General features: G+C 76.1%; 25 protein-coding genes. 9 read left to right on the forward strand and 16 right to left on the reverse strand.

The annotated features are described in order from the left end of the window. Positions 1-40 precede the first annotated feature (40 nt). The 8 genes from ACI8AD_RS07455 to ACI8AD_RS07490 all read right to left on the reverse strand — a co-directional run bounded on the left by ACI8AD_RS07455 (position 41) and on the right by ACI8AD_RS07490 (position 7,250). Complete coding sequence (locus ACI8AD_RS07455; protein WP_456869897.1) at positions 41-877, reverse strand: ABC transporter ATP-binding protein; 837 nt, start codon at positions 875-877, stop codon at positions 41-43. Beyond that, positions 874-1,983, reverse strand: a complete 1,110-nt coding sequence (locus tag ACI8AD_RS07460) for a FecCD family ABC transporter permease (RefSeq protein ID WP_456869898.1) — start codon at positions 1,981-1,983, stop codon at positions 874-876. Before ACI8AD_RS07460 ends, ACI8AD_RS07455 begins: the two co-directional genes overlap by 4 nt. Next, positions 1,980-2,963 carry a FecCD family ABC transporter permease gene (locus ACI8AD_RS07465; protein ID WP_456869899.1) on the reverse strand — a complete coding sequence of 328 codons (984 nt, stop codon included), beginning with the start codon at positions 2,961-2,963 and terminating at the stop codon, positions 1,980-1,982. Before ACI8AD_RS07465 ends, ACI8AD_RS07460 begins: the two co-directional genes overlap by 4 nt. A 159-nt stretch (positions 2,964-3,122) precedes the next feature. Continuing rightward, positions 3,123-3,839, reverse strand: coding sequence for a mycothiol-dependent nitroreductase Rv2466c family protein (locus ACI8AD_RS07470; protein WP_456869900.1), 717 nt, complete (start codon positions 3,837-3,839; stop codon positions 3,123-3,125). 156 nt (positions 3,840-3,995) lie between these two features. Then, a complete protein-coding gene (locus ACI8AD_RS07475) occupies positions 3,996-4,490 on the reverse strand; it encodes a glutathione peroxidase (RefSeq protein WP_456869901.1) in 495 nt (164 codons plus the stop codon). A 55-nt stretch (positions 4,491-4,545) separates the two neighbouring features. Further along, positions 4,546-4,947, reverse strand: coding sequence for a DUF2237 family protein (locus tag ACI8AD_RS07480; RefSeq protein WP_456869902.1), 402 nt, complete (start codon positions 4,945-4,947; stop codon positions 4,546-4,548). Positions 4,948-5,026: 79 nt separating this feature from the next. Beyond that, on the reverse strand, positions 5,027-6,205 hold the full coding sequence (locus ACI8AD_RS07485; RefSeq protein WP_456869903.1) for a hypothetical protein: 1,179 nt from the start codon (positions 6,203-6,205) through the stop codon (positions 5,027-5,029). Positions 6,206-6,299: 94 nt separating this feature from the next. Further along, on the reverse strand, positions 6,300-7,250 hold the full coding sequence (locus ACI8AD_RS07490) for a hypothetical protein (protein WP_456869904.1): 951 nt from the start codon (positions 7,248-7,250) through the stop codon (positions 6,300-6,302). A gap of 169 nt (positions 7,251-7,419) precedes the next feature. Between ACI8AD_RS07490 and ACI8AD_RS07495 the strand changes: the two genes are divergently transcribed. Continuing rightward, complete coding sequence (locus ACI8AD_RS07495) at positions 7,420-9,477, forward strand: acetoacetate--CoA ligase (RefSeq protein ID WP_456869905.1); 2,058 nt, start codon at positions 7,420-7,422, stop codon at positions 9,475-9,477. On the opposite strand, the gene ACI8AD_RS07500 is transcribed toward ACI8AD_RS07495, so the two are convergent. Genes ACI8AD_RS07500 through ACI8AD_RS07510 form a run of 3 tightly spaced genes read right to left on the reverse strand, consistent with a single transcriptional unit; the run spans position 9,474 to position 11,301 of the window. Further along, positions 9,474-10,136 (reverse strand): NUDIX domain-containing protein, encoded by a 663-nt coding sequence (locus ACI8AD_RS07500; protein ID WP_456869906.1) that lies wholly within the window; start codon positions 10,134-10,136, stop codon positions 9,474-9,476. The genes ACI8AD_RS07495 and ACI8AD_RS07500 overlap by 4 nt on opposite strands. After that, entirely contained in the window at positions 10,133-10,504 is a 372-nt protein-coding gene (locus ACI8AD_RS07505) for a DUF4406 domain-containing protein (RefSeq protein WP_456869907.1), read from the reverse strand. The genes ACI8AD_RS07500 and ACI8AD_RS07505 overlap by 4 nt, the downstream gene beginning before the upstream one ends. Then, complete coding sequence (locus ACI8AD_RS07510) at positions 10,501-11,301, reverse strand: DeoR/GlpR family DNA-binding transcription regulator (RefSeq protein WP_456869908.1); 801 nt, start codon at positions 11,299-11,301, stop codon at positions 10,501-10,503. Before ACI8AD_RS07510 ends, ACI8AD_RS07505 begins: the two co-directional genes overlap by 4 nt. Positions 11,302-11,491: 190 nt before the next feature. Between ACI8AD_RS07510 and ACI8AD_RS07515 the strand changes: the two genes are divergently transcribed. Continuing rightward, positions 11,492-11,965, forward strand: a complete 474-nt coding sequence (locus ACI8AD_RS07515; protein ID WP_456869909.1) for a hypothetical protein — start codon at positions 11,492-11,494, stop codon at positions 11,963-11,965. Between the two features lie 67 nt (positions 11,966-12,032). On the opposite strand, the gene ACI8AD_RS07520 is transcribed toward ACI8AD_RS07515, so the two are convergent. Next, positions 12,033-13,274, reverse strand: a complete 1,242-nt coding sequence (locus ACI8AD_RS07520; RefSeq protein ID WP_456869910.1) for an MFS transporter — start codon at positions 13,272-13,274, stop codon at positions 12,033-12,035. A 127-nt stretch (positions 13,275-13,401) separates the two neighbouring features. Between ACI8AD_RS07520 and ACI8AD_RS07525 the strand changes: the two genes are divergently transcribed. After that, positions 13,402-14,817 (forward strand): MFS transporter, encoded by a 1,416-nt coding sequence (locus ACI8AD_RS07525; protein ID WP_456869911.1) that lies wholly within the window; start codon positions 13,402-13,404, stop codon positions 14,815-14,817. On the opposite strand, the gene ACI8AD_RS07530 is transcribed toward ACI8AD_RS07525, so the two are convergent. Next, entirely contained in the window at positions 14,780-16,489 is a 1,710-nt protein-coding gene (locus ACI8AD_RS07530) for a glycoside hydrolase family 13 protein (RefSeq protein WP_456869912.1), read from the reverse strand. The two genes, ACI8AD_RS07525 and ACI8AD_RS07530, sit on opposite strands and share 38 nt — an antisense overlap. Before the next feature lie 284 nt (positions 16,490-16,773). Here ACI8AD_RS07530 and ACI8AD_RS07535 point away from each other — a divergent pair, with 284 nt between their 5' ends. The 3 genes from ACI8AD_RS07535 (at position 16,774) to ACI8AD_RS07545 (ending at position 19,022) form a co-directional block, all read left to right on the forward strand. Next, positions 16,774-17,151, forward strand: coding sequence for an FKBP-type peptidyl-prolyl cis-trans isomerase (locus tag ACI8AD_RS07535; RefSeq protein ID WP_456869913.1), 378 nt, complete (start codon positions 16,774-16,776; stop codon positions 17,149-17,151). 148 nt (positions 17,152-17,299) lie between these two features. Continuing rightward, positions 17,300-18,301 (forward strand): cation diffusion facilitator family transporter, encoded by a 1,002-nt coding sequence (locus ACI8AD_RS07540; protein WP_456869914.1) that lies wholly within the window; start codon positions 17,300-17,302, stop codon positions 18,299-18,301. Positions 18,302-18,329: 28 nt separating this feature from the next. Beyond that, complete coding sequence (locus tag ACI8AD_RS07545) at positions 18,330-19,022, forward strand: DsbA family oxidoreductase (protein WP_456869915.1); 693 nt, start codon at positions 18,330-18,332, stop codon at positions 19,020-19,022. A 55-nt stretch (positions 19,023-19,077) separates the two neighbouring features. Here the strand turns inward: ACI8AD_RS07545 and ACI8AD_RS07550 are convergent, their stop codons facing one another. Both ACI8AD_RS07550 and ACI8AD_RS07555 read right to left on the reverse strand, forming a co-directional pair. Next, on the reverse strand, positions 19,078-19,320 hold the full coding sequence (locus ACI8AD_RS07550; RefSeq protein WP_089402767.1) for an acyl carrier protein: 243 nt from the start codon (positions 19,318-19,320) through the stop codon (positions 19,078-19,080). 75 nt (positions 19,321-19,395) lie between these two features. Next, positions 19,396-19,629 (reverse strand): hypothetical protein, encoded by a 234-nt coding sequence (locus tag ACI8AD_RS07555; protein ID WP_456869916.1) that lies wholly within the window; start codon positions 19,627-19,629, stop codon positions 19,396-19,398. Between the two features lie 73 nt (positions 19,630-19,702). On the opposite strand from ACI8AD_RS07555, the gene ACI8AD_RS07560 reads away from it, so the two are divergent. Together ACI8AD_RS07560 and ACI8AD_RS07565 are read left to right on the forward strand one after the other, a co-directional pair. Then, positions 19,703-20,044, forward strand: coding sequence for an ArsR/SmtB family transcription factor (locus ACI8AD_RS07560; RefSeq protein WP_456869917.1), 342 nt, complete (start codon positions 19,703-19,705; stop codon positions 20,042-20,044). After that, a complete protein-coding gene (locus ACI8AD_RS07565; RefSeq protein ID WP_456869918.1) occupies positions 20,041-20,568 on the forward strand; it encodes an SRPBCC domain-containing protein in 528 nt (175 codons plus the stop codon). The genes ACI8AD_RS07560 and ACI8AD_RS07565 overlap by 4 nt, the downstream gene beginning before the upstream one ends. Before the next feature lie 22 nt (positions 20,569-20,590). Here ACI8AD_RS07565 and ACI8AD_RS07570 read toward each other — a convergent pair whose 3' ends face one another. Then, positions 20,591-20,995 carry a hypothetical protein gene (locus tag ACI8AD_RS07570; RefSeq protein WP_456869919.1) on the reverse strand — a complete coding sequence of 135 codons (405 nt, stop codon included), beginning with the start codon at positions 20,993-20,995 and terminating at the stop codon, positions 20,591-20,593. Positions 20,996-21,265: 270 nt separating this feature from the next. Between ACI8AD_RS07570 and ACI8AD_RS07575 the strand changes: the two genes are divergently transcribed. Then, the gene (locus ACI8AD_RS07575) at positions 21,266-23,080 is read left to right on the forward strand and encodes a phosphoenolpyruvate carboxykinase (GTP) (protein WP_456869920.1); all 1,815 of its coding nucleotides are present in this window, start codon (positions 21,266-21,268) and stop codon (positions 23,078-23,080) included. Positions 23,081-23,185: the final 105 nt, after the last annotated feature.

The raw sequence follows: 23,185 nt of genomic DNA on the forward strand, positions 1-23,185 counted from the left end.
AGGTCACCTGATCCCCGCGCCACCCGCACCGGCGTTCCCGTCAGCGCAGGCGGCGGACGGGGACCACCAGCGGCGTCCCGGCCACCGGGTCGGGCACCACGCGGGCCTCGAGGTCGAAGACGTCGGCCAGCAGCCGCTCGGTGAGCACGTCGTGCGGCGTCCCCGAGGCCACCAGGACGCCGTCGCGCATGGCCACCAGCCGCTGCGCGTAGCGGGCGGCGAGGTTGAGGTCGTGCAGCACGACGACGACGGTGCGGCCGCGCTCGGCGTGCAGCCGGGCCACCAGCTCCAGGACGTCGATCTGGTGCGACAGGTCCAGGTAGGTCGTCGGCTCGTCGAGCAGGAGCAGGTCGGTCTCCTGCGCCAGCGCCATGGAGATCCAGGCCCGCTGCCGCTGCCCGCCGGAGAGCTCGTCGACCGGGCGGTCGGCGAGGTCGGCCATGTCGGTCCAGGCCAGCGCCTCGGCGACGACGGCCTCGTCCTCGCGCGACCACTGCCGCAGCCAGCTCTGGTGCGGGTGCCGGCCGCGGGCGACCAGGTCGGCCACGGTCAGCCCGGCCGGGGCCACCGGGGTCTGCGGCAGCAGGCCGAGGACGCGGGCCACCTCGCGGGTCGGCGTCCGCGCGATCGAGCGCCCGTCGAGCAGCACCCGGCCCGCCGCCGGGCGCAGCAGCCGGCCCAGCGCCCGCAGCAGCGTGGACTTGCCGCAGCCGTTGGGGCCGACGATCGCGGTGAACGAGCCGTCGGTGAGCGCGAGGTCCAGGCCGTCGACGACGACGCGGTCGTCGTAGGCCAGGCGCAGGTCCTCGGCGGCCAGACGGACGGCGGGGGCGGGCGGAGGCTCGTGCACGGGCGCCTCGGAGGTGGAGGTGGTCATGCGGGGGTCCGCCTCCCGCGGACGAGCAGCCAGAGCAGGTAGGGCGCGCCGACGGCGGCGGTGAGGATGCCGACGGGGAGCGCCTCGGGCAGGCCGGTGCGGGTGAGCAGGTCGGCCCCGGTGACCAGCGCGGCCCCGAGCAGGCCCGACGCCAGCAGCGGCGGCCGTGAGCCCCCGGTCAGCCGGACGGCGATCTGCGGCACCACGAGCGCCACGAACGCGATCGGCCCGGCGGCGGCCACCGCGGCGGCCACGAGCAGGACCGCGACGACGACCACCGTCGCCTGGGCGCGGGCCAGCCGGACGCCGAGGCCGCGGGCGGTGTCGTCGCCGAACTGCAGGACACCCAGCACCCGACCGGCGGCCAGCGCGAGCGGCACCAGCACGGCCAGCGCGACCGCCAGCTGGGTCGCGTGGTCCCAGGTGCGGGCGTTGAGCGATCCGGTGATCCACACGTAGGCGGCCGCGGCGTCGTAGATCTCCGCGCGGGTGAGCAGCCAGTCGGTGAGCGCCGTGCCGGTGGTCCACAGCGCGATGCCGACCAGCACCAGGCGGAAGCCGTCGAGGCCGGCCCGCCAGGCGAGGACGAACAGCAGCGCACCCCAGACCAGCGCGCCGAGCAGCGCGGCGAGTGGCACGCCGAGGCCGCCGAGCAGTGCGCCGGCCGAGCCCCCGCCGCCCAGCACGATGGCGGCCACCGCGCCGACCGACGCGCCCTGGGTGATGCCGAGGACGTCGGGGGAGGCCAGTGGGTTGCGGGCGAAGGTCTGGAACAGTGCCCCGGCGATCCCCAGCGCGAGGCCGACCAGCACCCCGACCAGCGTCCGCGGGGCGCGCAGCTCCAGGACGACGAAGCGGTGGGCGTCGGTGCCCGCGCCGACCAGCGTGCGCAGCACGTCGACGGTGCCGATGGGGTAGTCGCCGCGGCCGAGGCCGGCCGCCGCCAGCAGCACCACGACGGCGAGCGCGACTGCCGGGACGACGACCGAGCGCCAGCGGAACCGCGCCGAGACCCTCCCGAAACGGACGGTGACCGCGCGGCCGCGCGGGCGCCCGCCGGGCTCGGGCGGGGTCGTCTCGCGGAGGGTGTCGGCGGTGGCGGTCACAGCGTCGCCACCCGCCGGCGGCGGACCAGCGCCACGAAGAACGGGCTGCCGACCAGCGCGAGCACGATGCCCACCTGCAGCTCGCCCGGGCGGGCCACGACCCGGCCCAGGACGTCGGCCGACAGCAGCAGCACCGCCCCGAGCAGGCCGGAGCAGGGCACCAGCCAGCGGTGCGCCGGCCCGGTGAACGCCCGCACGGCGTGAGGCACGACCAGCCCGACGAAGGCGATCGGCCCGCAGGCGGCGGTGGCGGCCCCGGCCAGCAGGGTGACGGCGGCCAGCCCGAGCGCGCGGGCGAGCCACACCCGCTGGCCCAGGCCCCGGGCGACGTCCTCGCCCATGCCGAGCAGGTCGAGGGCGGGGGCGTTGAGCAGCGCGATCACCAGGCCGGCGGCGATGAACGGCGCCACCTGCCAGGCGACGTCGGCGCCGCGGCCGGCCAGCGCCCCCACCACCCAGAAGCGGAACGCGTCGAGGGAGTCCGAGTCGCTGACCAGAAGCGCCCGGACCAGCGCGAACAGCAGCGCCGACAGCGCCGCGCCGGCCAGCGCGAGGGTGACCGGGGTGGCGCCACCGCGCCCGGCCGAGCCGAGCACGAAGACGGCGACGGTGCCGGCCAGGGCCCCGGCGAAGGCGAACCAGACGTAGCCCGACGGCGTGCCGACGCCGAGCAGCGTGATCGCCAGGACGACGGCAAACGACGCCCCCGCCGTGACGCCGAGCAGGCCCGGGTCGCCCAGCGGGTTGCGGGTGTGGCCCTGCATCAGCGCGCCGGAGACGCCGAGCGCGGCACCGACGAGGAGGCCCAGCACCGTCCGCGGGACCCGCAGGTCCCAGACAATCACCGCCTCCTCGGTGCGCAGCGACCGGTCGGTGAGCGCGGTCCACACGGTGCCCAGGCCCAGGGGGCGGGTGCCGACGGCGATGCTCGCCGCGCACGCCGCGACGACCAGCACCAGCAGGAGCACGGCGCCCAGCACGCGGCGCCGGGTCCGCGCCGCGCGAGCCGTCCGCCCGGAGGTCCCCGCGGTCCCCGGGGTCGCCGGGGACGGGCGGGTGGCACTGGGGACGGGCACCGGCGAGCTCCGGACGGCAGGGGCTAGGTGAGGCTCACCTTAGTCCGCGGCCGGGTGGTGTGCTCACCCGTCCAGCCGGCGGCTGCCGGCACGCCACTCCTCCTCCACCCCGACCTGGCCGGGCGCGACGCCCGCCGCGGGCAGCTGCGGCCGCTCGCGCAGGCTGCGCTTGAGCTCGGCGAAGCCGGGGAAGCGGGCCAGGCCCACCACGTGGTCCCACAGCTCCGCGGCGCGGTCCTCGGCGGGCACCCGGCTGATCACGGGGCCGAAGAACGCGACGCCGTCCGGTGGCTCGAAGTGCAGGATCGGCGTGCCGACGTCGCGGCCGGTCAGCGACAGCGCCTCGTCGGTCTCGGCCTGCAGCACGCCGTCCCAGCGGTCGTCGTCGAGCGCCGCCGTCAGCTCGCGCGGCAGGCCGGCCCGCTCCAGCACCGGCTCGAGGTAGGCCGCCGTGCCACGCTCGGCCGCGGTGCCGGGACGGTCGGGCTCGGTCTCGAACACCCGCTGCCCGAGGTGCTCGTAGAGGACGCCGACCGCCGCGCGCCCGTGCTGCTCGCGCGTCTGCGCGCACACCCGCAGCAGCCGCAGCCCCGCGGTGTGGCCCGCCTCGTACTCGGGCGGGAAGTGCGAGTCGTAGTCGACGTGCGCGTTGAGCAGCCGCAGCGAGATCAGCCGCCAGTCGACGTCGTAGTCGCGCTGCGCGGCGACCAGGCGGACCCACCTGCTGGTCAGCCAGGCGAACGGGCAGACGGGGTCGAAGTAGAAGTGCAGGTCGGCCACGGCTCCATGCTGCCCCCGCCGCCGCGCCTCAGCCCACCGAGAGCGGCGCCGGGGCCCGCACTGCCGGCGTTCCTCGCGCCGTGCCGGTCCTGCAGCGCGGGCAGAGCACGAGGAGAGCGGGCAACGGCGTGCCGGGAGCGCGGTGGAGGAACTCCGTCAGGCGGGCAGGAGGGCCTCGATGGCGGTGCGGACCTCGGGCGAGCCCGGGTCGGTCTGGGGGCGGAACCGCGCCACGACCGCGCCGTCGCCGTCGACCAGGAACTTCTCGAAGTTCCACTGCACCGGGCCGGCCTCGCCACCGGCGTCGGGCGCCGTCGTCAGCCGCTGGTACACCGGGTGCGCGCCCTCGCCGTTGACCTCGACCTTCTCGGTCATCGGGAAGCTGACGCCGTAGGTGGCCGAGCAGAACCCGGCGATCTCCTCGGCGGTGCCCGGCTCCTGCCCGGCGAACTGGTTGCAGGGCACCCCGACGACGGTGAACCCGCGCGGGCCGTACTCGCGCTGCAGCTCCTCGAGCCGGGTGTACTGCGGGGTCAGCCCGCACCGGCTGGCCACGTTGACCAGCAGCGCCGGACGACGGCCGGTGAGCTCGCCGAGGGTGGTGTCCTCGCCCCGCAGGGTGGCGACGGGCAGGTCGAGCAGGTCGGTCACGGGCACTCCTCGCGGGCGGGGACGGTCACCGGCACCAGCGCGCGGGAGGCCGGGCTCATTCCAGGTCGCTGATGTCGTCGGGGACGTCGACGGCGTGCTGGCGCAGCGCCGTCAGCGGGACCACCTCCAGCGCCCGCTCGTTGGTGGCCGCGAGCACGACGCCGGCCGCCGCCCCGGCGCGGTAGGCCTGCAGCCACCGCACGGCGACGACGCACCAGCGGTCGCCCGGGCGCAGTCCGGGGAAGCCGTACTCCGGCCGCGGCGTGGTGAGGTCGTTGCCGAGCTCGCGCTGCATCGTGAGGAACTCCTGGGACACCACGGCGCAGACGGTGTGGCTGCCGACGTCCTCCGGCCCGGTGCGGCAGGCGCCGTCGCGGAAGAAGCCGGTCAGCGGCTCGGTGCCGCAGGGCTCCAGCGCGCCGCCCAGCACGTTGCGCTCGGTCTCCGGCTCGGTCATGCCCGGATCGTGGCAGAGCGGCGGCGCCGTGCCGCGTGCGCGGGCCCGGCCGGTGGTGCCGGCCGGGCCCGCACCGGGCTCAGGCGGTGCCGTCCCGGCGCCGTGCCGCCAGCAGCAGGACCTCACCCAGCAGCAGGACCAGCAGTCCCGCTCCCAGGGCGCGGCGCACGTCCGCGCCGGTGGAGGCCAGCTGCCCACCGGAGGAACCGTGCCCGCCGGCCGTCGCGGTCCCCGGACCGGCCGCGGGGCCGGCCCACGCGCCGGACCCCGAGGTCGCCGCGGAGCCGGTCCAGGACCCCGACCACGGGCCGGTCCAGGACGCGGACCACGGGCGCGTCCACAGGCCGGTGGACGCGCCGTCCCAGGCGGCCGGCCGGACGGATCCCGGGCCGTCGGCGGTCCCGTCGCCCGGCCGGCTGCCGGGCTGGGTCCCCGGGTGCTGCGGGCCGGCCGGGTGCGCCGGCTCCTGCGGACCGGCCGGGGGAGTCGGGCCGGCCGGGGGAGTCGTTCCGCTCGACGGCGCGCAGTCGGCCGACGCGTCGCCCAGCACGCCCACGCCCACACCGCAGACGGTCACGGGCACGTCGACGAGGGCGCCGTCCCCGCTGCCGGGGGCGCCGGCGGGCGGGGGGCAGTCCCCGGCGGCGTCGCCGAGCACGCCCACGCCCACACCGCAGACGGTGACGGGCACGTCGACGAGGGCGCCGTCCCCGCCGTCCGCACCGCTCGCGGACGGGGTGCACTCCGCCGAGGCGTCGCCGAGCACGCCGGCGCCGACCCCGCACACGGTCACCGGCACGGTGACCGCACCAGCCGGCGCCGCCGGGGTGGTGCCGGAGGCCTCCGCGTCACCGAGCACGCCGACGGCGTTGCCCGACACGGTGACCGGGACGGCGACGTCGGCCGGCGCGGGAGCCGGGGTGGGAGCGGGCGCGGGAGCGGCCGGTTCCTGGTGGACCCCACCGTCGGCGACCGCGACGTCGTTGCCGCCGATCGTCACGGGCACCGAGACGGCGGCGGGGCCGAGGTCGACGGTGAGGTCGGCGGTGACGGCGGGCAGCTCGAGCCCGGCGTCGGCGGGGGCGTCGGTGAGGACGCCGAGGGAGTTGTCGGTGACGGTGACCGGCACGGTGGCGTCGAGATCGTCGGTCAGGTCGTCGGACGCGGCGGCGACGCCGGTGCCGACGGCCAGCAGGCCGCCGGTCAGCAGCGCCACGCGCAGGGCACGGGTGGCCCACGTGGTCCTGGAGGTGTTCACGGGAGGTCTCCTCGACTGGGTGCTGGGACCCCGGTCCCGGACGGGACGGCGGGGGTCGTGCGCTCGGCCGGCCCGCGGGCCGGCGGCGCAGCACTCAGTCGGGGGAGGTGTCGGGGTCGACCGGGTCGGCGGCCGCGGCGTCGCGGGCACCGGCGGACACCGCGCCGGCCGCCGCGAGCAGCGCGGCGGGGGCGGTCGCCGCCAGGTCGGCGGCGGGCTGGTCGCGGTCGGCACCGGCCCCGGACGCCGCCGTGCCCGCCGGCGCCGGCCCGACCGGCACGGCCGGCGGCAGCGGGGCGACCGGCGCGACCGGCAGCGGCGGCGCGGGGACGACGGCGGGAGCGGACGGCGCGGCGACCGGGCCGGCCGTCGCCGTGGCGTCCGGCGACCCCGGGTCCGGGGTCACGGCACCCGGGGCCGCCGGAACGGGGGCGTCCACCGCACCGGCGGCGGACGGCGGGACGACGGCGGGCGCCTGCAGCGACGCGGGGTCGGCCACCACGGGGTCGGCCACCACGGGGTCGGCCACCACGGGGTCGGCCACCACGGGGCCGGCGGCCGGACCCGGGACGGGCGGCAGCACACCGGTCACCGGCTCGACGACGTCGTCCACCGGGGCGAGCACGTCGGTGACGGGCACGAGCACGTCGGTCACCGGGGCCAGCGCGTCGGTGACGGGGGTCAGCGCGTCGGTGACCGGGGCCAGGGTCTGCGCCGCGGGGGCCAGCACCGGCTCGAGTGCGGCGGTGACCGGCGCGACGGCGTCCGTCAGCGGCGCCACCGCCGGCGTCGCGGCCGGGGAGACCGCCTCGGTCACCGGTGGCAGCACCGGCTCGAGGACCGGGCTCAGCGCCTCGCCGACGGGTGCGGCGACGTGCCCCACCAGGTCACCGGCCGGAGCGAGCACGGGAACGGGCGGCGCCTCGTCGGCCGAGGCCGGGACCTGACCGCCCAGCCACGCCCCGGCCCCGAGGCCGGCCAGCAGCAGGGCGCGGCCGCTCCACCGGCGCAGGCGGGCGCGACGGCCCGTCGTTCCCCCGGCCATCGCACCCCCCTCCGACACGGTGACTCTCGGCATCCAGATTGGAACGGACGGTCACCGCGAAACGGCAGTCACCCGATGGGCGGAGCCGTCCTGACCGACCGTGACCGCCGGGTCGACCGCTGCCCGCCCCGGTCGCCCGATGGGCGGTCCCCGGTGGCAGAGTCCGGGCGTGACCGTCGACACTCCCGGCGCGACCGGCCCCTCGACCGGCCCGACCGGCCTGACCGGCCCGACCGGCCCGACCGGCCCGACCGGCCCGGCCGTCCTCTGGCAGCCGACGCGGGAGTCCCGCGACGCGACCCGGCTGGCCGGGTTCGCCCGCGACGCGGCCGCCCGGCGCGGGCTCGACCTCGACCCGACCGACTACGACTCGATCTGGCGCTGGTCGGTGGAGCACCTCGACCAGTTCTGGGCCGACGTCGCCGCCTGGTCGGGCGTGCTGCCCGGCGTCCCCGACGACCGGGTGCTGACCGACCGGCGGATGCCCGGCGCCGTCTGGTTCCCCGACGCCACCGTCAACTACGCGGAGCAGGCCCTGCGCCACGCCACGGACGAGCACCCCGCGCTCATCGCGGTGGCCGAGGACGCCGACCCGGTGGAGGTCTCCTGGGCCGACCTGCGCGGGCAGGTCGGCGCGTTCGCCGCCACGCTGCGCCGGCTGGGCGTGCGGCGCGGCGACCGCGTCGCGGGGTACCTGCCCAACGTCCCCGAGGCGGTCGTCGCGTTCCTGGGCGCGGCGTCGATCGGCGCCGTGTGGTCCTCCTGCGCGCCGGACTTCGGCACCCGCGCCGTCCTCGACCGGTTCGCCCAGATCGAGCCCACCGTGTTGGTCGCCGTCGACGGGTACCGCTTCAACGGCCGGGCCCACGACCGGCGCGACGTCGTCGCCGAGCTCCGGGCCGCGCTGCCCACGGTGACGACGACGGTCGCCGTCCCCCGGCTGTTCCCCGACGAGCTGCCCGACGGCGCGCTGGCCTGGGCCGACGCCGTCGCCGACGCGCAGGAGCCCGAGTTCGAGGCGCTGCCGTTCGACGCCCCGCTGTGGATCGTCTACTCCTCGGGCACCACCGGGCTGCCCAAGGGGATCGTGCACGGGCACGGCGGTGTCGTCCTCGAGCAGCACAAGCAGCTGGGCCTGCACGGCGACGTCGGCCCCGGCGACCGCTTCTACTGGTACGCCTCCACGGCCTGGATCATGTGGAACATCGCCACCTCGGCGCTGCTGCGCGGCGCCACCGTGGTCGTCCACGACGGCGCCCCCGCGTACCCGGCGGTCGACGCGCAGTTCGCCCTCGCCGCCCGCACCGGCCTGACCTACCTGGGCACCAGCGCCGGCTACCTGGTCGCCTGCGAGAAGGCCGGCATCCGCCCGGGGGAGGACCACGACCTGTCGGCGCTGCGCACGATCGGGTCCACCGGCTCACCCCTGCCCGAGTCGGCGTTCCACTGGGTCTACGACGCGGTGGGCGGTCACGTCTTCCTCGGCTCGGTGTCGGGCGGCACCGACGTCGCCACCGGGTTCATCGGCAGCACCCTGCTGCTGCCGGTGACCGCCGGGGAGCTGCAGCGGCCGATGCTCGGCGTCGCCGCGGCGGCGTGGGACGAGGACGGCCGGCCGGTCGTCGGCGAGCTCGGCGAGCTGGTGGTCACCGAGCCGATGCCGTCGATGCCGCTGTACTTCTGGAACGACACCCCTCCGGGCCCGGCCGGCAGCCGCTACCGCGAGGCCTACTTCGAGCCGTGGCCGGGCGTGTGGCGGCACGGCGACTGGATGGAGGTCACCGAGCGCGGCACCTGCCTGATCACCGGCCGCTCGGACTCCACGCTCAACCGCGGCGGCGTGCGCATGGGCACCGCCGACATCTACGCCGCCGTCGAGGCATTCCCGGAGATCGCCGACTGCGTCGTCCTCGGCGTCGAGCAGCGCGACGGCGGCTACTGGATGCCGCTGTTCGTGCAGCTGGCCCCCGGCGCGGAGCTCACCGACGACCTCACCGACCGCATCCGCGCCGCCATCCGCACCTCGGCCAGCCCGCGGCACGTGCCTGACGAGATCCTGGTGGCGCCCGGCGTCCCGCACACCCGCACCGGCAAGCGGCTGGAGGTGCCGCTCAAGCGGCTGTTCCAGGGCGTGGCGCCGGAGAAGGCGGTCAACCCCGGGGCCGTCGACGACGCGTCGCTGGTCGAGCACTACGTCGCCCTGGCCCGCGAGCGCGGGGCCCGCTAGCCCGAGAACGGCCCCCGCAGCGCCGCCCACTGCAGCAGCAGGACGGTCTTGGCGTCGGCGATCCGGCCGTCGCCGGCCATGGCCAGGGCCTCGTCGAACGGCAGCTCGAGCACCTCGATGTCCTCGCCCTCCTCGGCGAGCCCGCCCCCGGCCGACACCCGGTCGGCGGGGGTGTACGGGCCGGCGAAGAAGGCCAGCCGCTCGGTCACCGACCCCGGGCTCATCCACACGTCGGGCAGCCGGGTCAGCGGCCCGACGGCGACGCCGAGCTCCTCGGCGGCCTCCCGGCGGACCGCGGCCTCGGCGTCCTGCTCGTCGAGCAGCCCGGCGGCGGTCTCCACCAGCATCCCGTCGGGGGAGCCGTTGACGTAGGCCGGGAACCGGAACTGGCGGGTGAGCAGCACGGTGCGGCGGGCGGTGTCGTGGAGCAGCACGGTGGCGCCGTTGCCGCGGTCGTGCGTCTCGCGCCGCTCGGTGTGCCACACGCCGTCGCGGCCGCGCCGGTCGAACGTCGTCCGCCGGTTGACGTACCAGGAGCTGGAGAGCACCTCGACGTCGCGGACGACGACGTCGGGGTTGCCGGTGAGGTCGCGGCCGGCGCGGTCCAGGCCGGTCCGCCCCCGCGCGTCGGGCAGGTCCACCCCGAGGACGCCGGTCACCGCGTCACCGCCGGCACCTCGTGGAGGCTGCGGTACACCGCGGCACCACGGGCGCGGGCCAGCGCGACCATCTCGTCGGACCCGGCCGAGGCGCCGGGCAGCCGCAGCACCGCGTCGACCCGGGCCACCAGCCGCCGGCCCATCGGGTGGAACACCTCGTCGAAGGCGGCGTCGCCCACCCGCGTCGAGCCGGCCAGCTCGGCCAGCGGCAGCGCGAGGTCCTCCCCGTTGACGGCGAGGTGGCCGGCGCGGAACAGCTCCAGGCAGGCCTGCTGGATGGCGCGGTGGTTGGCCGCGATCTTCTCCGGGTCGTCGCCGGTGCCCCCGCGGTAGGGGCCGGCGACCAGGATCATCAGCGGCTGCGTCACGAGAAGTCGACCTCCACGCCGGCGTCGTCGAGCGCGGCGAGGGTCTCCTGCGCCGCGGGGCTGAGCTGCGGGTCCCGGGCGCTGGCGTCGGTGACCAGCCGGCCGACGGCGTCCAGCGGCGCGACCGAGGCGAACGCGCGCACGCCGAGCTTGGAGGCGTCGGCGACGGCGAGGGCCGCGCGCGACTGCTGCAGGCCCACCTGCTTGACGGCGGCGTCCTCGAGGGTGAACTCCGACCAGCCGGCCTGCGCGCTCACCGCCCCGATCGACATGACGAACAGGTCGACGGTCAGCTGCCGCAGCACCGCGGCGGTCAGCGGGCCGGCCAGGCTGCGCTCGCCCGGGCGCGACTCGCCGCCGACCACCAGCAGCCGGACGCCGGGCCGGTCGGCCAGCGCGTCGGCCACCGGCAGGCTCACGACAGCAGCGGTGAACGGGCCCTCGCCCGCGGCGGCGCGGTCGGCCAGCGCGCGGGCGACGTGCACCGTCGTCGTCCCGGCGTCGAGCAGCACGGTGGAGCCCGGCGCGACCCGCGCGGCCGCGGCCCGGCCGATGCGCTCCTTGAGCCCGGCCTGCCAGCCGGCCCGGGCGGTGAAGCCCGCCGCGCTCTCCGGCTCGGCGACGGCGACCGCCCCGCCGCGCACCCGCTCGACCAGCCCCCGGGCCTGCAGGGCGTCGAGGTCGCGGCGCACGGTCATCTCCGAGACGCCCAGCCGCGCGGCGAGGTCGGCGAGCGGCACCCGGCCGGCGTTGCGGACCAGCCGCAGCGTCACGTCGAGTCGGTCGGGGACGGCCACGGCGACGTTCCTACCAGGTCCGTGTGAGATGTGTGAAGTGTCTGTGAGATGGGAGCCGCGCGCGGATCCGGTGACGGCACGGCGACGCTCGGCTACCTTCCCGCCCGGCCCGCCGCCGGACCGCCTCCACGGCGGCGCGGTGGGCCGGCTCCGGGCAGCCGCACGGGGCCGACCACGCCCGAGGAGAACCGTGCCCGCCACCCGCCCGACCGCCCGCCGCGCCCTGACCGGGGCCCTGCTCGGCGCCGCCCTGCTGCTGTCCGCCTGCGGCGGTGACGACACCGACGAGCCGGCCGCCGCGGTCGGGGACGGCGCCGCCGCGCTCGGTGCCGACGTCCCCGAGGAGTGCACCGCGGCCTTCCCGCTGACCGTCGCCGGCGCCGACATCGCCGACGTCGAGTCCGTGCCCGACGACTTCCCCGAGCCGCCGGACGGGTCGACCCTCTGCGAGACCGGCGGCACGGCCGGCGGCGGGCAGGAGTACGCCAACTACGCCACCGACCTCGGCAGCGAGGAGGTGCTGGCGCACTACGAGTCGGTGTTCGGCGCCGGGCGCACCGAGACCGGCCTCGGCGCGCCGGCGGTCGGCGGCGCCACCGGGGACACCTTCTGGCAGGTCGAGCCGGTCGACGGCGGGTTCCGCATCGTCTTCTCGACCGTGTGACCGACCTGTCCCGCGCTCGCTCGTGCTCTGCACACAGGTGTGTGCAGAGCACGAGCGGCGGAGGACCTCAGCCGGCGGCGAGGGCGACCTCGTCGGCGTGCGCGACGTGCCCGAGCTCGCGCCACACCGCCGCCAGCAGCACCGCCGACCCGGCGAAGGCGAACCAGAACGGCCCGGTCACGCCCCAGACGCGGGCCACGACCCCGCCGACGGCCTGGCCGACGACGATGCCGCCGAACACGCCCATCGCGTAGAGGCTGCCCACCCGGCCCTGCAGCTCCATCGGCACCGCCCGCATGCGGACCGTGCGCGAGGTCGTGCCCCAGACGAAGGCGTGCACGCCGAAGACGAACAGCACGGCCAGGGCCACCCAGACCGTGGTGGTGAGGGCGAGCGCGAGGTGGGTGAGCGTCTCCAGCGTCAGCCCGACCCGCATCAGCGTGGCCAGCCGCACGTGCCGCTCCAGCCAGCCGTAGCACGCCGTCCCCACCATGCCGCCGAGCGCGCCGACCGTGGTGAGCAGGCCGTAGCCGGCCGCCCCGAGCCCGAGCCGCCGGTCGGCGTAGAGGACGAGGACCGACCAGGCCGCACCCCACGTGACGTTGAACAGCACGATCGTGAGGGTCAGCGTGCGGACGGCGGGGTCGTGCCACGTCCAGCGCAGCCCCTCGGCGATCGACCGGCGCACCGGCGGGTGCCGCGTCACCGGCGGGCGCGCGGGCAGCCGCATCCGCGAGACCAGCACCGCGCCCAGCCCGACGCACACCGCCTGGGTCAGGAACGGCCAGGCCGTGCCGGCGGCGAACAGCAGACCGCCGAGGGCCGGGCCGGCGAACTGGTCCATCGTCAGCGTGCCGGCCATCAGCCGGGCGTTGCCGGTGCCGAGGTCGGCCCGCGGCACCACCATCGGCAGCAGCGTGCCGCCGGTGGTGTCGGCGAAGACCTCCGCGGTGCCCAGCACGAACAGCGTGCCCAGGACGACGGGCAGGCCGACGTCGCCGGTGGCCAGCGCGACGGTGAGGACGGCGAGCACCCCGGCGCGGGCCAGGTCGACGCCGACGAGCAGCCGGCGCCGGTCGACCCGGTCGGCCAGGACGCCGGCGTGCAGGCCGAACAGCAGCCACGGCAGCTGCTGCAGCAGGGCGCCCAGCGCGACCAGGAGCGGGTCCTGGGTGAGGCCGGCCACCAGCAGCGGCCCGGCGGCCAGCGCGATCCCGTCGCCGAGGTTGCTCACCCACGAGGAGGCGACCAGCCAGCGGAACGGCGTGCCCATGCGGGCCGGGAGCACCGCCTCGACCAGTCCCCCCACGGGGCCGGGACTGTAGCCGCCGACCGTTCCTGCGCTCTCGGCGATAACCGGCTGCTCCTGTCGGCCCCGTCGGCGAGCATGGGGGCCCGACGGCGCCGACGGCGCCACCCCCCGAGGAGGAACCGAGATGGCCGGCCTGCCGCGCGCGCTCGCGCCCCTGCGGCACCGCTCCTACCGCCTGCTGGCCGCCTCGATGGCGTTGTCGCTGCTCGCCCAGGGGCTGTGGACCGTGGCGCTGGTGTGGCAGGTCGTCGACCTCGGCGGCGGTCCGGGGGCGCTGTCGCTGGCCACCGCGCTGTCGGCCGGCGGCATGCTGGCCAGCACCCTGCTCGGCGGCGCGCTGGCCGACCGGGTGCCGCAGCGGCGCATCCTGCTCGGCGTCGCGCTGCTGCAGACGGCGGCGGCCGGACTGGTCGCCGTCCTCTCGCTCACCGGCACGCTCGCGCTCGGGCCGCTGGCCGCCGCCTCGCTGGCCGGCGGCGTGGCCACGGGGCTGTACTACCCGGCCTACTCCGCGCTCGTCCCCGGTGTGGTGCCGCCGGGGGACCTGCTCGCGGCCAACGGCCTCGAGGGCGTGGTGCGCCCGGCGCTGGCGATGGCGGCCGGGCCCGCGGCCGGGGGCCTGCTGGTCGGCGCGTTCTCCCCCGGGGCCGCCCTGCTCGCGACCTCGCTGACCTCGGCCGCGGCGGCGCTGTGCGTGGCGGCGCTGCCCACGCTGCCGGTGCGCCGCGAGGAGCTCGGCGCGGGCCTGCTCGCCGACGTCCGGGAGGGCGTGGCCTACATGGTCCGCACGCCGTGGCTGCTGGCCACCCTGCTGTTCGCCTCCCTGATGGTGCTGGTGTTCATCGGCCCCTTCGAGGTGCTGGTGCCCTTTGCGGTCCGCGACCAGGCCGGAGGCGGGCCGTCGGAGCACGCCTGGGTGCTGGCCGCGTTCGGCATCGGCGGCGCGGTCGGGTCGGCCGTCGTCGCCTCGTTCCGGCTGCCGCGGCGCTACCTGACGGTGATGAACCTGCTCTGGGGCGTCGGCTGCGTGCCGCTGGTCGTGTTCGGCTGGACGTCGTCGCTGGCGGTGATGATCGCGGCGGCCGCGGTGCTGGGGGCGGCGTTCGAGGCCTCGACGGTCATCTGGGGCACGCTGCTGCAGCGGCGGGTCCCGCCCGCGCTGCTCGGCCGGGTGTCCAGCCTCGACTTCTTCGTCTCGCTGGCGTTCATGCCGCTGTCGATGGCGCTGGCCGGCCCGGTCAGCGGCCTGGTCGGGCTCACCGGCACCTTCCTGCTCGCCGGGCTGGTGCCGCCGGTGCTCGCCGTCGTCGCCGTGCTGGCCTGGCGGCTGCACGTCGACGAGCTGGCCCACCCGCTCGACGTGCCCGCCGACGAGCCGGTGGAGCCCGGGCCGGACGAGGCGCTCAGCGAGCCGGCAGGCGCAGACGAAGGACCCCGTCCTCCCCACCCCTCGCAGGCTCGGGGCGGGCCCCTGGACGGGGCCGAGGAGCGAGACGGACTGCCTACGGCAGGCGCAGGACTCGGGCCTCCCAGGGCCTGAGCACCGCGGGGTCGTCCTCGGGCAGGTTCCCGAGGACGACCCCGGCGGCGACCGCTTCGGGCAGCAGGTCGGCCAGCGGCTGCGCGGTGCCGCCGAGGTTGCAGACGACGAGCAGCGTGTCCCCCTCGAGGCAGCGGGTGAACGCGTACACCTGGTCGTGGTCGGGCAGCAGCATCGTGAAGTCCCCGAGCGCCACCACCGGGTCCTCGTGCCGCAGGGCGATCAGGCGCCGGTGGTGGGCGAGCACCGACGCCGGGTCCTCGCGCTGGGCCGCCACGTTCCACTCGCCGTGGTCGGGGTTGACCGCGATCCACGGCGTGCCGGTGGTGAACCCGGCGTCCGGCGAGCCGTCCCACTGCACCGGCGTGCGCGCGTTGTCGCGGCTCATCCGGCGCATCGCGGCGAGCACCTCAGCGGGGTCGGCGCCGTGCGCGACGGCCTGCGCGTGGTGGTTGAGCGACTCGACGTCGCGGAACTGCGCCAGGTCGGTGAACGGGAAGTTCGCCATCCCGATCTCCTCGCCCTGGTAGACGTAGGGCGTCCCGCGGTGCAGGTGCAGCAGCGTGGCCAGGCACGTGGCCGAGTCGCGACGGAACCGCGGCGAGTCGTCGCCGAAGCGGGACACCGCCCGCGGCTGGTCGTGGTTGTCCCAGTAGAGGGAGTTCCAGCCGACGTCGGCCAGCCCCGCCTGCCAGCGGCCGAGGGAGGCCTTGAGGTCGCGCATCCGCAGCGGCCGCGGGTGCCACTTGTCGCCGTCGAGGTCGAGCTGCACGTGCTCGAACTGGAAGACCATGTCCACCTCGGCCCGCGCGGGGTCGGTGTAGAGCCGCGCCTGCTCCGGCGTGACGCCGGGCATCTCCCCGACCAGCAGCAGCGACTCCCGGCGGCCGTCGAAGACCTCGCGGTGCATCTCCTGCAGGTACTCGTGGATCCGCGGGCCGTTGGAGAAGTGCGGCGTCCCGTCGCCGTAGGGCAGGCCGGGCAGCGGCGGCCCGTCGGGCAGCGACCCGTCCGGCTCGACCGCCTTGCTGATCATGTTGATGACGTCCATGCGGAAGCCGTCGACCCCGCGGTCGAGCCACCAGCGCATCATCGCGTAGACCGCCTGCCGGACCTCGGGGTTCTCCCAGTTGAGGTCGGGCTGCTTGCGGTCGAACAGGTGCAGGTAGTACTCGCCGCTGGCCTCGTCGTACTGCCAGGCCGAGCCGGAGAAGTGCGAGTGCCAGTTGGTCGGCTCGGCGCCGGGCTGCCCCGCCGTCATCCCCTCCCGCGGCGGCCGCCACCAGTACCAGTCGCGCTTGGGGGAGTCCGTCGACGACCGGCTCTCGGCGAACCAGGGGTGCTCGTCGCTGGTGTGGTTGACCACCAGGTCCATCACCAGCCGGATGCCGCGGGCGTGCAGCGCCGCGATCAGCTCGTCGAGCTGGGCCAGCGTGCCGAACGCCGGGTCGACGTCCTGGTAGTCGCTGATGTCGTAGCCGTTGTCGGCCTGCGGTGACCGGTAGACCGGCGAGAGCCAGACGACGTCGACGCCGAGGTCGGCGAGGTGGTCTATGCGCTGCAGGATCCCGCCGAGGTCGCCGACGCCGTCGCCGTCGGAGTCCTGGAAGGAACGCGGGTAGACCTGGTAGACGACGGCGCGGGTCCACCACGGCGCCTGCTCGGGGGTCACCGGACCACCCCAGCACGGCCACCGGCGCCGCGCACCCGCGCGGCACGGTCCCCGACCGTGCCCGCTGGTGTGCTGCTCGTGACCGGTGGCAGCCGGGGGGATCGGGGCGGCGACCGCCCGTGCCGCCGCGGCCGCCGGCTGGTCGGTCGCCCCGACCTACCGCGACGACGGGGCCGCGGCCGCCGCCGTGGTGGCCGACGTCGCGGCCGCGGGGCCGCTGAGCGTCCCGGCCGGGCCGCTGTTTGGATGGGCGGGACCGCCCGGCGCCGACCCGAGGAGCACCGATGTCCCAGCCCACCCGCCCCGAGGTCGAGCCGCCGACCGGCCCGGCGCCCGACGACCTGGTGATCGAGGACATCACCGTCGGCGACGGTCCCGAGGCGAAGGCCGGCGACCTGGTCAGCGCGCACTACGTCGGGGTCACCCACGACGGCGGCGAGCAGTTCGACGCGTCCTGGGACCGCGGCGACCCGCTGGAGTTCCGCCTGGGCGTCGGCATGGTCATCCAGGGCTGGGACGAGGGCATCCAGGGGATGCGGGTCGGCGGCCGGCGGCGGCTGACCATCCCCGCGCACAAGGCCTACGGCGACCGCGGTGCCGGGGGCGTGATCCGGCCCGGCGCGACCCTCGTGTTCGTGGTCGACCTCGTCGGCGTCCGCTGACCCGCGGGCGGCGTCGATGATCAGGTGACCTGATCGTGCGGCGTCCTCCCTCACCGTGGGACGTGCGGGAGGACGCCCGGGGATCAGGTCACCTGATCGTCGCCCACCCGGTGGTTGTGCCAGGCAACGGCGGGGCACCGGAGGCACCGTGAGCGAGCCGGTCCCCACCCGCGACCACGCCCTGGCCCAGGCGGGCACCGAGCAGGCCGGCGGCGAGTCCACCGGCACCGTCGTCGTCGCCGGGCTGGCCAACCTCGGCATCGCGATCGCCAAGCTCGTCGGCGGGCTGATCAGCCACTCCTCGGCGATGCTGTCCGAGGCCGCGCACTCCCTCGCCGACACCATCACCGAGGTGCTGCTGTTCGTCGCGCTCAAGCGTGGCGAGAAGGCGCCCGACGCCCGCCACCCCATCGGCTACGGCCGGGAGACCTACTTCTGGGCGCTGCTGGCCTGCCTGGCGACGTTCACCCTCGGCGCCGGGTTCTCCTTCTACCAGGGCGTCGAGACCATCCTCGAGGGCGAGGAGCAGGGCTCCCCCACGGTGGCCTACGTCGTCCTCGCCGCCTCCTTCGTCCTCGAGGGCGCCTCCTGGCTCAAGGCCGTCCGGCAGGTCCGCGGCGCCGCCCGCCGGTGGGGGACCACGCCCCGGCGCTACCTCGCCGAGACCACCGACACCACCGTCAAGGCCGTCACCTTCGAGGACAGCGCCGCCCTCGTCGGGCTGGTGCTGGCCGCGCTGGGGCTGTTCCTCGAGCAGGTCACCGGCGACCCGGTGTGGGACGGGATCGCCGCCCTGCTCATCGGCGTGCTGCTGCTGGTGGTGGCCGGCGCACTGGCCCGGGCCAACGTCTCCCTGCTCATCGGCCAGTCGATCCCGGCCCCGCTGCAGGACCAGCTGCGGCAGGAGATCGCCGGGCTGCCGCAGGTCGACGGCGTCCCGGTGCTGCTCACCACGGTCATCGGTCCCGGGCAGCTGGCCGTCATGGCCAAGGTCGACTTCGCCGACACCGCGACCGTCGCCGACATCGAGCGCGCCTCCGACGAGGCCGAGCGCCGGCTGGTGGCCCGGCACGAGGGCGTCCGGTTCGTCTTCCTCGACCCGACCCCGGGCGACGGCCGCGCGCGGGCGGAGGTCCACCGCCCGGAATGACGGCCGCGGGCGGGCGGTTGACCGGGCCGTGCGCATCGAGGTCTGGTCCGACGTCGTCTGTCCGTGGTGCTACATCGGCAAGCGCCGGCTGGAGTCCGCGCTCGAGCGGTTCCCGCACCGCGACTCCGTCGAGGTCGTGTGGCGGTCCTTCCAGCTCGACCCGTCGGTGCCCGAGGGCGAGACCCACCCGACGCTGCCCGCGCTGGCCGCCAAGTACGGCCGCCCGGTGGCGGAGATGCGGGCGATGATGCGGCACGTCGAGGAGACCGCCGCCGGCGAGGGCCTGGAGTACCACCTGGCCGACGGCGTCAGCGGCAACACGCTGCTCGCCCACGAGCTGCTGCACCTGGCCGCCGAGCGCGGGCTGCAGGGCGAGGTCAAGGAGCGGCTGCTGCACGCCTACTTCGAGGAGTCGCGCCCGGTCTTCGACGTCGACTCGCTGGCCGCGCTGGCCGTCGAGACGGGGCTGGACGAGGCGGAGGTCCGCGCCGCGCTGGCCGACCACCGGTACCGGCCCGCCGTGCTCGAGGACGCCCGCACCGCGCAGGCCCTGGGCGCCACCGGGGTCCCGTTCTTCGTCGTCGACCGCCGCTACGGCGCCGCCGGCGCGCAGCCGGCCGACCTGCTGCTGCAGCTGCTCGAGCGGGCCTGGGCCGACGCCCACCCGCTGGCCACCGTCCCCGCCGCCGAGGGCTGCGAGGGCGACAGCTGCGCCGTCTGAGGTGCCGGACACGACGGAGGCCCCCCACCCGCGCGGGTGGGGGGCCTCCGCCGTCTCACTTCGTCGCCGGGCCGCCCTGGTCGGTGCCGGAGATGTTCCGGAGCAGCTCGTGGCAGCGCCGCGCCCGCGCGGAGTCCTGCTCCATGACCTCGCGGAAGAAGGCGGCGACGTCGTCCAGGCCGGCGTTCTCGGCGTCCCGGACGTACTGGCCGTAGTCGTGCCCGGCCTTGAGCGAGTGGTACTGCACGGAGATGAGGTCGAAGGTGACGTCCTCGAAGCCGGTCTCACCGGTGGCCATCGGGTCCTCCTCGTCGTCGGGGGCTGGACGTCCGGACGGGTTCCCCGCTCCTCCGGCGTGAAACGAGCCGGTCCGTCACGGTGCGTTCGAGAACGCCCCTCCGGTGACGTCCCCGCCGCCGGCGTCGTCGGCCGCGGTCCGCCCGGCCGTCGTCTCCGGGTCGTCGGCGCCGAGCTCGTCCTGCCCGGCCGACACGGGATCGTCGCCGGCGGAGGCGAGGTCGGCCCCCTGGCCGACGGTGCCGGGATCGGCCTGCGTCGTCCGGGGGTCGTTCAGCGGGTCCGGGACGTCGGGGTCGGTGACGGTCATGCGCCGTCCCTGCCCGCCGTGCCCCGGCGGCAACCGCTGGCCGAACCCGTAACACCTGTGTTACACATCCTGAGTGGAGGCGCTCGCGGCACTCGCCGACCCCACCCGGCGGCGGCTCCTCGCGCTGCTGCGGGACGGCGAACTGCCCGCCGGAGAGCTGGCCGGCCGGTTCGCGGTCAGCCGCCCGGCGATCAGCCGGCACCTGCGCGTGCTGCGCGAGGCCGGCCTGGTCCGCAGCCGGGTCGAGGGGCGCCGGCGGCTCTACGCGCTGGACCCGCGCCCGCTGCGGGAGCTCGACGACTGGCTGAACCCCTACCGCGACCTCTGGGCGCAGCGGCTCGACGCCCTCGACACCGAGATCGCCCGCGGCCGCCGGGCCCGGGCCCACCTCCCGACGGACGGAGACCCGCCGTGACCCAGCCCGAGACACCCGCCGACCCCCCGACCGGCCGGAGCGGCGTGGTCACCGAGCTCCCCGACGGCCGCCTGCGGCTGGAGTTCCGCCGCTCCTGGCCCGAGGGGCCCGACGACGTCTGGGCGGCGCTCACCGAGCCCGACCGGCTGGCCCGCTGGTTCGGTCGCTACGACGGCGAGCGCGCACCCGGCGGCCGCGGGACGCTGACGATGACGCACGAGGCCGAGCCGATCGGCGAGCCGGTGACCGTCGTCGAGTGCGACCCGCCGCGCCGGCTGGTGGTCGAGTGGGTCGACCAGGCCGACTGGCGGGTCGAGCTCGCCCTCGCCGTGGAGAGCGGCCGCACCACCCTGCACTTCGTGCAGGTCTTCGCCGCCGGCACCGACGTCGTCGACTTCGCCCTGGGCTGGCACTGGTACCTCGACAAGCTCGACGCCGAGGCCGGCGGGCGCCCCGCGCCCGGGGACTGGGACGCCTTCCTCGCCGCGACCGGGCCGGACTACGGGCGCGCCCCGGAGGGCTGACCCCGTCCCGCAGGGCCGATCCTCAGCGGCGCCGGGCGAGCGCGACCATCGCGGCGGCCAGGCCCAGGCCGCCGGCGACGACCGCCGTCTCCAGCGGCTGCGATCCGCCGGGGGTCAGCCGCTGCCGCACCAGCCGCTCCAGCAGGTAGCCGGGCACCAGGCCGGCCCCGAGCAGCCGCAGCACCGGCGCGGCCCGCTCGTCCCCCGCGGCCAGCCGGACGACGGCCCAGCCCTGCAGGCCGAGCATCCACACCGGCGCGCTGAGGGCGGTGCCGGCCCACAGCGACTCCCGGCCCACGGCGGCCGGGTCCCCGGCGGCGAACGGGATCTCGAAGGCGTGCCGCCGGCGCAGCGCGAGGACCTGTCCGGCGAGCCCGGCGGCCAGCTGCAGCCCCGAGACGGCGAGGAGGGCGGGACGGGAGGTCATGGCCCGCGGACGGTACGCGGGCGCCGTCGTCCCGGGAGTGAGGCTCGTCACGTCGAGCCGTCAACGCCGCACTGACCTGCACGGTCCCGGGTCGCGGGGTGCCCGTCACCTAGACGTCCTAGACGTAACCTCTCTCACGGTTACAGGCAGGTGTCCCCGCTTGTACGCTGACGCGACCCGGACGGCCGGACCCGTTCCGCCGGCCCGGGACGCAGCACACCGGCGCCGGTGTCCTCCCACCCGGCGTGCGCCGCACAGGATGGAGACGCCGTGACTTCCGTGGCCACCCCCGGTCTCGAGAACGCCCCCACCACGCACGCCCGGCTGCTCGCCTGGGTGCAGGAGATGGCGGAGCTGACCACCCCGGACCGGGTCGTGTGGGTCGACGGCAGTGACGAGGAGTGGGAGCGGCTGACCCAGCGGCTGGTCGACGCCGGCACGTTCACCCGGCTGGAGAGGAAGCCCAACTCGTTCTGGTGCGCCTCCGACCCCAGCGACGTCGCCCGCGTCGAGGACCGCACCTTCATCTGCTCGGTCGACGAGGCCGACGCGGGGCCCACCAACAACTGGATGGCGCCCGACGAGATGAAGTCGGTGATGACCGAGCTGTACCGCGGCTCGATGCGCGGCCGGACGATGTACGTCATCCCGTTCTGCATGGGCCCGGTCGAGGCCGAGAACCCGATGTTCGGCGTCGAGCTCACCGACTCGGAGTACGTCGTCGTCTCCATGCGGGTCATGGCCCGCATCGGCAGCCGGATCCTCGAGGCGATGGGCACCGACCGGCCGTTCGTGCCGGCCATGCACTCTCTCGGCGCGCCGCTGGAGCCGGGCCAGGAGGACGTGCCCTGGCCCTGCAGCCAGACGAAGTACATCGTGCACTTCCCCGAGGAGCGGGCCATCTGGTCCTACGGCTCGGGCTACGGCGGCAACGCCCTGCTGGGCAAGAAGTGCTACTCCCTGCGGATCGCCTCGGTCATGGCCCGCGACGAGGGCTGGCTCGCCGAGCACATGCTGATCCTCAAGCTGACCAGCCCGCAGCAGAAGACGTACTACATCGCCGCCGCCTTCCCCAGCGCCTGCGGCAAGACCAACCTGGCGATGCTCGAGCCGACCATCCCCGGCTGGCGGGTCGAGACCCTCGGCGACGACATCGCCTGGATGCGCTTCGGCGAGGACGGCCGGCTCTACGCGCTCAACCCCGAGTACGGCCTGTTCGGCGTCGCGCCCGGCACCGGCTGGGACACCAACCCCAACGCGATGCGCACCATCGACAAGGGCAACTCGGTGTTCACCAACGTCGCGCTCACCGACGACGGCGACGTCTGGTGGGAGGGCATGACCGACGAGCCCCCGGCCCACCTGACCAGCTGGAAGAAGCAGGACTGGACGCCGGAGTCCGACGAGCCCTCGTCGCACCCCAACTCGCGGTTCTGCACCCCGATCACCCAGTGCCCCATCCTCGCGCCCGAGTACGACGACCCGCGGGGCGTGCCGATCTCGGCGATCCTCTTCGGCGGCCGCCGCAAGACCACCATCCCGCTGGTCACCGAGGCCCGGGACTGGAACCACGGCGTCTTCATGGGCGCCACGCTGTCCTCGGAGACGACGGCCGCGGCCACCGGCGCCGTCGGCGTCGTGCGCCGCGACCCCTTCGCCATGCTGCCGTTCATCGGCTACAACGCCGGCGACTACTTCCGGCACTGGGTCGAGACCGGCAAGGCGCACGACGCGATCAAGCTGCCGAGGATCTTCTACGTGAACTGGTTCCGCCGCGACGAGGACGGCGGCTTCCTGTGGCCGGGCTTCGGCGAGAACAGCCGGGTGCTCAAGTGGGTCGTCGAGCGCATCGAGGGCACCGCGGCCGCCGAGGAGACGCCGGTGGGGCACGTCCCGACGCCGGACTCGCTCGACGTCTCCGGCCTGGCGCTGACCGGTGACCAGGTGCGCAAGGCGCTCGCCGTCGACCGCGACGAGTGGCGCGCGGAGATCCCGCAGATCACCGAGTGGTTCGAGAAGTTCGGCGACAAGCTGCCCAGCACGATGTGGGACGAGCTCGCCATCCTCGAGAGCCGCCTCGCCTAGTCCGAGGACTCCCTCCCCGTCCCCGGGCCGGGAGGGTGCACACACGGGCTCCGCACCGGACAGCGTCGTCCGGGGCGGAGCCCGTGTTCGTCCGGACACGGAACG

The sequence above is a fragment of the Geodermatophilus sp. SYSU D00766 genome, assembly GCF_054049915.1.